This window comes from Lyngbya sp. CCY1209 (genome assembly GCF_035615495.1).
Lineage (GTDB): Bacteria > Cyanobacteriota > Cyanobacteriia > Cyanobacteriales > Microcoleaceae > Limnospira.
In genome coordinates, this window is sequence record NZ_JAJENU010000339.1 from 1 (window position 1) to 253 (window position 253).

1 pseudogene is annotated in these 253 nt (G+C 43.1%); it reads left to right on the forward strand.

What is annotated here, in order from left to right:
- Nucleotides 1–181, forward strand: a pseudogene (locus tag LKE08_RS09650) (hypothetical protein); the annotation flags it as partial.
- Between the last annotated feature and the right edge of the window lie 72 nt (nucleotides 182–253).

Consider the following 253-nt stretch of genomic DNA (forward strand, 5'->3'; position numbering starts at 1 on the left):
TCATAGATGGTTGGCAGTGGTCGGACTATTGGTGGCAGATTCCACCTCACCGCCTTCCGTTCCCCGCTTCAATCCTAAGATTGTGAATCCTAAAACTGGGGGTGGCTATCGCCTCCTCTCTTGGATTATCAGTTTTATTTATTTCTTGTATAAGAAACTTGTATCACTGATTTTTCCTTGACCCTGAGAGTTCCGACCTCATTTAGTATCCTGTGATACCAAACTTAGGAACATACAGACAGTTATAAGGTTG